Source organism: Halomonas sp. KX33721 (assembly GCF_001596805.1).
In the GTDB taxonomy this organism is placed as follows: Bacteria; Pseudomonadota; Gammaproteobacteria; order Pseudomonadales; family Halomonadaceae; genus Vreelandella; species Vreelandella aquamarina.
Genome location: NZ_LVIA01000058.1, coordinates 1 through 8314 on the forward strand (window position 1 = coordinate 1; position 8314 = coordinate 8314).

The window sequence follows — 8314 nt, forward strand, 5'->3', positions numbered from 1 at the left end:
GAATCAAGATTTGGGTGATGCCAATCATACTCATTGCTAGGTCACAAAAAGTGTAACGCCAAGAAAAGCTCGCATGGATAGTCGCCTGTTTGTTTATTAGTTAGTTTTGTTTACTCTTATTTATGTTGATTGCACCACTTAAGCCTAAYCAAAATAGTAATTTGGTGTTGTTCGCGTGTTAAATTAGGTTTTGATTAATGGCTTTTATTAACGGCCTGAGTGCGGTCTTTTACGTCTAATTTGGCAAGAATTTGTGACACATGATTACGAATAGTCCCCTCAGAGTTATCTAATTTTTTGGCAATCACTTTGTTTGGCATACCTAAAGACAAACACTGCAATACGGTTTGTTCTTTGTCCGTTAAGCAGAGCTGAGGGCTTAGTTGCTTTTTGAGTAAAAAATCAGTCACCGCACTTTGCAATACTCGCTCACCTGCAACGACCTGCTTGATAGCGCTAATGAGCTCTTCAAGTTCAATGTTTTTAAGCACATACCCACGAGCACCTAGATTAAGGGCTTTGACTAATACATCACAATCTTCAAATGTGGTGATGATCAGCACAGAGGTTTTATCACCCTTTTCACGCATTTTTTGCAGCACGCCGAGCCCATCTAAATTCGGCATTCTCATATCGAGTAAAGCAATGTCAAAACTATGCTCAGCTAATAGTGTAAGCGCTTGCAAGCCATCTTCAGCTTGGGCTTCGATATTAATGGCGCTATCGAGGTTAAGTAAATTAGCGAGGCCTAAACGAACTAATGTCTGATCTTCAACTAGTAGGCACTTTATCATGGCTTTTTTCTTCTAAATTTAGTGGTAGTGTCATGGTATTGATCAATGTTTCTTGCTCAAGGTGTTGTGAAAATTCACCGCCAAATTGTGCCATTCGCTCATTTAGTCCTGCTAATCCGTTCCCTTGTTTTGGTAAATGGGTCTCTGCTTGATTGTGATACGCTTTTGCAACTAACAGCGGCTGTTCGCCAACGAGGGTGACATTTACATGCAAAGTAAAATGGTTTGCTTGGGTATGTTTAAGGGTGTTGCTGATCATCTCTTGGGTAAACCGCAATACACAAAGGGCGTAGTCTTGAGGGAGCTGCTCTGTCTCCTTACTTAGTTGGAGATCACAGTGTAAATTAGGTGTTAGTTCGCAAATGGCCTCAAGAGCTTGCTTAAGTATCGTTTTGTCATTGCGTTGAGTGGAAACGATTTCGCGCACCTCAGCCAATACTTCTTGGCTAAGTTGGTGGCAAAGAGAGAGGGTTTCAACGGTGGCTTCATTTGCTGCTCTTTTAGCAAAATCTAAATTAATGCTGAGCGCGGTAAGCTTATGACCGAGTGAGTCATGGAGCTCGCGTGATATATTTTGTCGCTCTTGCACTGCATGCATAACCCCGATCATGTGTTGGGTGGCTTTTAACTCTTTGTAGTTTTGGCGGGATTGGTAATGTGTATTTAAACTTTCGACAATACGCCGGCTAACAAACCAATTCATCAAGCAAAAGAAAAACCAAATTGTAAACGTGATCCAAGGAATGCCATTTTCCCAGCGCGCATAATGCGTTAAACCATACACCAGCATGGCGGCCACAACACAAGCCAGTATCTTAGGAAGCGAAAAATGAGGACTAAAAACCGCGGTAAACATCACTAGGTGGATAAAAACTAAGGATGTTGAACTCAGTTGTATCATTGCCAAAATAAGCAGGAAATAGCCAAGTGCTACGCCGTGAACAAATTTGTTAGGCTGTTTTAACACATACAGCAAAATAGCTAAAATGGAACCACTTACTATGATTTGCAAATATAGCGCTAATTCTGAGTTGGCATAATAGGCACACGCCAATGTCACCCCAAGCCACGATGCCAATGTTGAGAAATGCCAATCGGTTGTATGTCGTATAGTTGATTCCATTACTGTGGCCATATTTTTTTAGCAATTATTGCAGAACTCGCGTTGTAAAAACAGTGACATCTGTCATAGCTCGGGCTATGAGCTTTGTGACTAGTGTCATGAAACCTCATTCATTTATGCTTTATTAATAAAAGTTAGTTGGGCACATTAATGAATAAAGACAGTCGATTACACTACATTGATAATTTACGCAGCCTCGCGCTATTGCTCGGCATCGTATTTCATGCCGCTTTAGCCTACAGTCCGTTCTTTAGCAATATTTGGTTTACGGCAGACCCAAGCACACATGGTCTATTTGATTATATTACGCATACGCTGCACTTATTTCGGATGCCATTATTTTTTATTATTGCAGGATTTTGCAGTGCACTTTTAATAGATAAATCGAGCAGCGCACGCTTTTTACATCATCGCAGTAAACATATTCTACTGCCTTTTATTGTTTTTTTACCGTTAAGCTTTGCCGTTTACTACCATGCCTTGAGTTTTGGAGCCGGTATAGCTAATCCATTACCGCCGATCTTTGCTGTGTTTAAAGTTATTAAAGAGCCTGTTGTTAGCACTATGCACTTATGGTTTTTGTGGAACTTATTCCAGTTTTGCTTAATTCACTGGTTGTTGAAAACAACTGACTTATTAGGCAATAAATTCGATGCGCTTAGCGTCCACCCTTTATTTATGTGGGTTGTACTTCCCATCGTGTTAACGTTTTCATTAATGGGGCAATCTATTCCATTTCCTGCTCCTGATAAACTCACGCCACAGTTATGGTCGTATGGTTTTTACGGCAGTTTTTATTGGTTAGGAGTGGGACTTTATAAAAAACAGCTGCTCATTTGGTCATATCATAAGTACTTATGGCTTCTTATTTTGGGTGTTGCAATATCACTGACTGGTTACTTTTCTTTATTACCAGCCGCACCAAGCTTAGATGAAGTGATTGCCGCCGCAACAACAGGTTATTTTGCCGCAGCGGGAGAGCTACATGTATTGCATGTTTTATCACAAGGACTGAGTGTTATTTTGTTAACCGCCATAACGTTTTTACTTGGGCATCGTTTTTTAAATCACCAAAGTAAGCTCAGCCGCAGCATTTCAAATGCGTCGTATTGGGTTTACTTGATACATGTGCCGGTATTGATTTATATTCAGATTCCATTGATTAATACTAATTGGCCAGTTTTAGTAAAGTTTATAGTTAGCGTGGTGGTTACATTACTTATAGGTCAAATAAGTTATTTATTATTTGTTAAAAATACGTGGTTGGGCGCACTACTTAACGGTAGGCGAACCAAGAAAAGGTAATACAGTCAGCTTAAATGTCGTCACTTGGTAATGACTTAAAAGTGACAAAACTGACACATTAATAGCTACATAAGGGAATATTATTATGCAAGCAATAACAATCAAATCGACTACCGCCACGATTCAACAAGGGGCGATTAAAGCCGATGGCAAATTTTGGCTAACCAACACTGATATTCATTTTGCACCGTTTAATGCACAATTTGGGTTAGGGTCTTATACGTTTTCACGGCGTGAAATTGTAAAAGTGAGTAAGTGCACTGGTAAAGTTGCGGGTATTTTGCCTTATACACATGATGCAATTGAACTCGTATTAAAAGATGGCAATAAATATCAATTCATTGTGTCAAACGCAGATGAATGGATTAAATTGCTTACTCATAGTGCATAGCGCAATTGCTGGTAATTCATCAAAATAGCTATTGTTTTAATGTACCTAATAATGCACGATAAAAATATGACGCTATTTTAATTTGGTACTCAGTGAAGTACATGGATTTAATAAATACGCTTTTGCTTAAGCTCGGACTGGATAAAAAAGCTCATCCACTCATCGTGTTAGGGAAAAACTATCAAACAACAATAACGCGGTAGTTAAGCCACTTGAGTTATATTGTTTTTCGCCTGATGCGTATTTCGACGATATAACCCCTGTTAACGCATTGGTGAGAGCGCTGAGTAGTGCAAATGCCGTTGTTTGGGTTCATAATCGCTCTGAGCCTTTGCTTGTGTTGCCACTATTACAAAAGCTCGTGCCCATTCGTTTTGAAAAAGCCAACAAGGATCAAATCTTGACTTCAGACATCAAAACTTTTGATTGACTGCTTCGCTCAAAGCCGACCTATAGAGTATTTGCGTTAACTCATAAAGGGGCAAAAATGTGCCAGCTCAGAGCCGAATGACAGCTCTGTGCCATAAGTGGACAGTGCTAACGCTTTGCTAATTGGCTGCCGCAGCGCAGCGTAGGCAGTCCAGTGGAGGCCATGCTGTTTGTGGCCGGAACGAAATTAAGCAACTTGTTATGTTGAAACATGCTTGATAAGCCCCTTAGCTACGAAATAAAAAACAAAGCAGACAAATAACAGCCCAAGGAAACGAATTGCTTTTGGTGCGTCTTTCTTAATTTTCACCTGAACGGCGATGCCAAACTCATCACCGATGAGCCACAAAAATATCTTGTGTAAACTCCATAAAACCATAAATACGTAAACACTGAGGAGCCCATAAAATTCAACATCGGCTACCATCAACGTGATCGTAATGATTAATGCAGCTACTAATACCCCAAAACTGATTGTCTTAATACGAGCGATCAATATGCTGCTCCAACATAACGCCCCAATATGCCGACGAAAAGAGCGCAGCGAGTTGAGGTCGGAATAATTGGTTTGTTAGCTTTGTATATCAATTTCAACAACTTGAGCCTCTTTAAATATACTTTTAGCTTTTTCAAACACAGTATCTTTATTAGCTGGATGCACCGTAATATCGATTGCGTTATCCGATAATGTAAAAAGTGTAAGACAACCCGCTTTTTGGATTTTTGCTATATCCGACTTTTTTACCAATCGTCCTTTGGTGTTATAAAAACGAGAGTAAGAATTTGTTCTTACCTGCACGTTTGCACCTAGGTCGTTAAACGTTCTTTCTGCTTTGTCCAAAAAGTTGATGGGAATCATTGATTCCAACTTTATAACCAAAACAAAGAATAATACTGAGGCGATAACTAATATTAAAATGTCAATAAAGCCTCCGCAAAGCTAACGCCCGCCACACGGGCGAGCAACTTGTTGCGAGTCCAGCGCCGCAGGCGCGATGTGCTGGCGCTTGTTATGTGCGTACATGCTACAGAACATGAACATCGTTGATTGTTGCAGCATAATTGTTGTTCCCAATTGGTACAAACTCAAATTCAACAGTTAGGTCGGTTATCTCGCCATTGGCGGGTAAATAAAAGCCGAAGATCAATGAGCCTGAATCGGTTTCTAAAAACTCAGGGTAACAATTCGCTATATTTTCGTTTTGAAAACTCACAGGGGCATCGCTACCAAAGTAATCATGCACAGCGTCTTTGAGTTCAGATTCTGCCCATACAACACCATAGTTATTGTTTATATCAATGAGCTTTTCTGCGTCTTCAAATTGATTTGTGGCTAATAAGCTCAGCCAATGCTGACAATAACTTTTAAGTTGATTCTCTTTATCTTCACTGGTGATTGAGAGCATGAGATACCTTAGAGCACATAACGCCTGCAGTTGCGGCGGGTGCGGAGCGCAGCGTAGCACACGTCCGACAACCTGCACTTGTTAAGCATTTTGCGACTTACCAGCAATTACTCCGAATTCACCGAGTATTCTTTGCTCTAGAATTCTAGTTACTGCTTCAAATGATGAGTTCGTATCGATAGCTTCTCTTTGATCGACTAGTTCATATTCAAATGGCAACTCTATCGCCATTTTTGAGGCATAAAACTGACCTAGCTGAAGGCGCCAAGGATAAGATGTGTACTCTGGAGTATAAACATGAAACAAAATCACCTTTTCATAAGCTTGATACTGGCTTAAGAGCCAATATTTTCCAACATTTGTATCAGGGTGAGTTTGTTTTACCTCCACTTCCAAGGCTATAACAACATTCCCATCAGTTAGCAGCCCATCAGCACGAAATCCATTTGAAGGAAAGCCAGGGATTGCTTGAAAACCATTAGTGAACGACAACTTTTCGCTAGCAAACTGTTTCATCCAGTCTGCCAACCTCGATTCATATTTTAGCCACGGTGACTTCACTGGACATGGTTCCTCGTATGCTTAACGCCCAAATTTAGCGCGGAAAGCCGCGCAGCGGGTTGACGTCGCAGCCAGCGCTTTTTGCTGGCGATAAAATTTGATTGTTATGTGTCTGCTGATTCATTAAACAATATCCTGTTTGAAAACGGATCTGTTACGGTAAAACACCTTGCACCCCAAGGGGCATCTTCAATGCTTGGTTTGTTGTATTTGTAAGGCTTTGCAGTAACTTGTGCGAAAAGTTGATCAAGATTGCTTACATTAACGAAGACCTTGCTGCCCGGTGTGCAGTCACCAGAGTGTTCACTCAGATGTAAAACAAAATCGCCAAGCGAAACTTGCATGTAAATTGGGTAACCATCCTCAAAACGATGCTCCCAATCTAGTTCCATACCGAGAAAGCCAAGGTAAAACTCTTTTGCTTTATCTTCATCGAAAATCCGCATTATTGGGATCGTCTGAAACTCCATGCCATCTACTCCATTACACATAACAATTTAATAGTGCGCTCATCGCGCATATTTCTGCCGACGCTACGCTCATTTTTCTACATTATATAGTTTTAACAAATAACCTAAGGTATTACTATCACTAAGTTTTCTAAAACTTTAAAGAAAAGTTAAATAGAACAATATGCGCTCGGCGCTCATTTTCATGAATATATGCGCAAAGAGCAGTTTAACCAATCTATTAACGACGATATTTAGCCAGTATCAATGACCGATTATCGCTCAAAGCCGACCTATAGAGTAATTACGTTAACACGTCTTGGGGCAAAACCAATTTGCAAAATATGCAATTTGCTAACTCGAAAAGGGGCAGAAACGAGTTACGACTGCTGGCACTAAGCCGAACTTCGGCAAAGAGCGAAAATCAGTCTCTCCAGCTTTTCTGATATTTGTGCTCTTTCGCACGGCAACTGTCAATAGTAAGGGACTGAGAATATTAACTAATTCAAGTAGTGTTTTCTGATAAACTAAGATGAACGTATGGGCAAGGCTTTTAACGAAAATAGTATGTCGAATCCTCACAAATCCTTTTTTGAGACCGAAATAGATAGGTTATATAAAAATGGGCCTTTCAGTTCCAAAATGTACGTACAAGTAAGACAGTCCAAAGCCTTTATGGAAAAATTCTATATGAAAAAAATAGAATTGGATGATATGGCAAAGGCAGCTTTCTTATCTCGATTTCACTATGTTAGAGTATTTCGACGTATGTATGGCTTAACGCCAAGGGCATACTTGAGAGATATTAGGATATCAAAAGCAAAAGAACTTTTAAAAAATGGCGAGGCAATTACAACAGTCTGTTTTGAAGTTGGTTACGACAGCCTATCAACATTCTCTTCGGTTTTTAAGAAGTGCGCTGGTTGCACTCCCAAAGAGTATCAACTAAGAAACAAAGCAATCTAGAATAAGTTTTTTTCATGAATTAAGTTAATCTGAATATATTCTATTAATTCAGGTTAAGGTATCAAATATGTTAAAAATTTACGTAACTAGTGTTCCCGTTGACGATCAAGACAAAGCTTTAAATTTCTATACAAAAATTTTGGGTTTCATAAAGAAAAACGAGGTTCCATTAGGGGAGTATAAGTGGCTAACCGTTGTATCTCCTGACGAGCAATCTGGTGTTGAACTTTTATTAGAGCCTATGGCATTTGAACCCGCAAAATTGTACCAACAATCTCTTAAAGAAGCAGGTATACCTTGGACTTCATTTGCAGTCGATGATGTTGAAAGAGAATTCGAGAGGTTAAAAGTATTAGGTGTCGAATTTTCCATCCCTCCAAAAGAAGCTGGAACAGTGAAAATAGCTGTACTAGACGACACTTGTGGAAATTACATTCAGTTAATGCAGCAATTGTAATTGGTTAAAAACAACCATATAAGACACTCTCTTATATGGTTGTAATCTTCAGCACAAATATAACTAGCTAATGTCCGTTATTGGCACTTCTGCGACTGTCAGATTTGATTAAGTCCTAACAGTCAAAAAGTTAAGGCTTATTCAAAAAAGACTGTGTGATGATGTAGTTATATAATCGGACTTTGAAAGATCTATTCAGTGGTGCTAATGATGACGAGTTACGTGCCAACCATGACGAGTTACGTGCCAACCATGACGGGTTACGTGCCAACCATGACGGGTTACGTGCCAACCGTGACGAGTTATGTGCCAACCATGACGAGTTATGTGCCAACCATGACACGCTAGTATTTTGCTTTTTGGGTTTTTTTTATTAAAAAACCTAATGAGTTTATTCACTACATTACTTTTATTTATAATTTTATAATTATTT

11 protein-coding genes are annotated in these 8314 nt (G+C 39.6%); 4 read left to right on the top strand and 7 right to left on the bottom strand.

The window, feature by feature from the left end; genetic code table 11:
• Positions 1 to 194 precede the first annotated feature (194 nt).
• The gene (locus tag A3220_RS15980) at positions 195 to 794 is read right to left on the bottom strand and encodes a response regulator transcription factor (RefSeq protein ID WP_128082450.1); all 600 of its coding nucleotides are present in this window, start codon (positions 792 to 794) and stop codon (positions 195 to 197) included.
• On the bottom strand, positions 772 to 1917 hold the full coding sequence (locus A3220_RS15985) for a histidine kinase (RefSeq protein ID WP_062375924.1): 1146 nt from the start codon (positions 1915 to 1917) through the stop codon (positions 772 to 774). The genes A3220_RS15980 and A3220_RS15985 overlap by 23 nt, the downstream gene beginning before the upstream one ends.
• A gap of 150 nt (positions 1918 to 2067) precedes the next feature.
• Here A3220_RS15985 and A3220_RS15990 point away from each other — a divergent pair, with 150 nt between their 5' ends.
• Both A3220_RS15990 and A3220_RS15995 read left to right on the top strand, forming a co-directional pair.
• Positions 2068 to 3222 carry an acyltransferase family protein gene (locus A3220_RS15990; RefSeq protein ID WP_062375927.1) on the top strand — a complete coding sequence of 385 codons (1155 nt, stop codon included), beginning with the start codon at positions 2068 to 2070 and terminating at the stop codon, positions 3220 to 3222.
• Between the two features lie 85 nt (positions 3223 to 3307).
• The gene (locus A3220_RS15995) at positions 3308 to 3613 is read left to right on the top strand and encodes a hypothetical protein (RefSeq protein WP_062375929.1); all 306 of its coding nucleotides are present in this window, start codon (positions 3308 to 3310) and stop codon (positions 3611 to 3613) included.
• Between the two features lie 628 nt (positions 3614 to 4241).
• Here A3220_RS15995 and A3220_RS16000 read toward each other — a convergent pair.
• From A3220_RS16000 to A3220_RS16020, 5 genes are all read right to left on the bottom strand, one after another.
• On the bottom strand, positions 4242 to 4538 hold the full coding sequence (locus A3220_RS16000) for a hypothetical protein (RefSeq protein ID WP_024592041.1): 297 nt from the start codon (positions 4536 to 4538) through the stop codon (positions 4242 to 4244).
• A 75-nt stretch (positions 4539 to 4613) separates the two neighbouring features.
• Positions 4614 to 4901: a hypothetical protein gene (locus A3220_RS16005; protein ID WP_024592042.1), complete on the bottom strand. Its 288-nt coding sequence runs from the start codon at positions 4899 to 4901 to the stop codon at positions 4614 to 4616.
• A gap of 166 nt (positions 4902 to 5067) precedes the next feature.
• Positions 5068 to 5448: a hypothetical protein gene (locus tag A3220_RS16010; protein ID WP_024592043.1), complete on the bottom strand. Its 381-nt coding sequence runs from the start codon at positions 5446 to 5448 to the stop codon at positions 5068 to 5070.
• Positions 5449 to 5529: 81 nt separating this feature from the next.
• The gene (locus A3220_RS16015; protein WP_063529658.1) at positions 5530 to 5964 is read right to left on the bottom strand and encodes a hypothetical protein; all 435 of its coding nucleotides are present in this window, start codon (positions 5962 to 5964) and stop codon (positions 5530 to 5532) included.
• A gap of 149 nt (positions 5965 to 6113) precedes the next feature.
• On the bottom strand, positions 6114 to 6479 hold the full coding sequence (locus A3220_RS16020) for a glyoxalase superfamily protein (RefSeq protein WP_024592045.1): 366 nt from the start codon (positions 6477 to 6479) through the stop codon (positions 6114 to 6116).
• 519 nt (positions 6480 to 6998) lie between these two features.
• Here A3220_RS16020 and A3220_RS16025 point away from each other — a divergent pair.
• Together A3220_RS16025 and A3220_RS16030 are read left to right on the top strand one after the other, a co-directional pair.
• Positions 6999 to 7424: an AraC family transcriptional regulator gene (locus tag A3220_RS16025; RefSeq protein WP_217284298.1), complete on the top strand. Its 426-nt coding sequence runs from the start codon at positions 6999 to 7001 to the stop codon at positions 7422 to 7424.
• 67 nt (positions 7425 to 7491) lie between these two features.
• On the top strand, positions 7492 to 7881 hold the full coding sequence (locus A3220_RS16030) for a VOC family protein (RefSeq protein ID WP_062375932.1): 390 nt from the start codon (positions 7492 to 7494) through the stop codon (positions 7879 to 7881).
• The last annotated feature ends 433 nt before the right edge of the window (positions 7882 to 8314 follow it).

Coding starts and splice junctions, on each gene's coding strand:
- A3220_RS16030 (WP_062375932.1), top strand. CDS start 7,492: ATGTTAAAAATTTACGTAACTAGTGTTCCCGTTGACGATCAAGACAAA.
- A3220_RS16010 (WP_024592043.1), bottom strand. CDS start 5,448: ATGCTCTCAATCACCAGTGAAGATAAAGAGAATCAACTTAAAAGTTAT.
- A3220_RS15995 (WP_062375929.1), top strand. CDS start 3,308: ATGCAAGCAATAACAATCAAATCGACTACCGCCACGATTCAACAAGGG.
- A3220_RS15985 (WP_062375924.1), bottom strand. CDS start 1,917: ATGGAATCAACTATACGACATACAACCGATTGGCATTTCTCAACATTG.
- A3220_RS15990 (WP_062375927.1), top strand. CDS start 2,068: ATGAATAAAGACAGTCGATTACACTACATTGATAATTTACGCAGCCTC.
- A3220_RS16005 (WP_024592042.1), bottom strand. CDS start 4,901: ATGATTCCCATCAACTTTTTGGACAAAGCAGAAAGAACGTTTAACGAC.
- A3220_RS16020 (WP_024592045.1), bottom strand. CDS start 6,479: ATGGAGTTTCAGACGATCCCAATAATGCGGATTTTCGATGAAGATAAA.
- A3220_RS16025 (WP_217284298.1), top strand. CDS start 6,999: ATGGGCAAGGCTTTTAACGAAAATAGTATGTCGAATCCTCACAAATCC.
- A3220_RS16015 (WP_063529658.1), bottom strand. CDS start 5,964: ATGAAACAGTTTGCTAGCGAAAAGTTGTCGTTCACTAATGGTTTTCAA.
- A3220_RS15980 (WP_128082450.1), bottom strand. CDS start 794: ATGATAAAGTGCCTACTAGTTGAAGATCAGACATTAGTTCGTTTAGGC.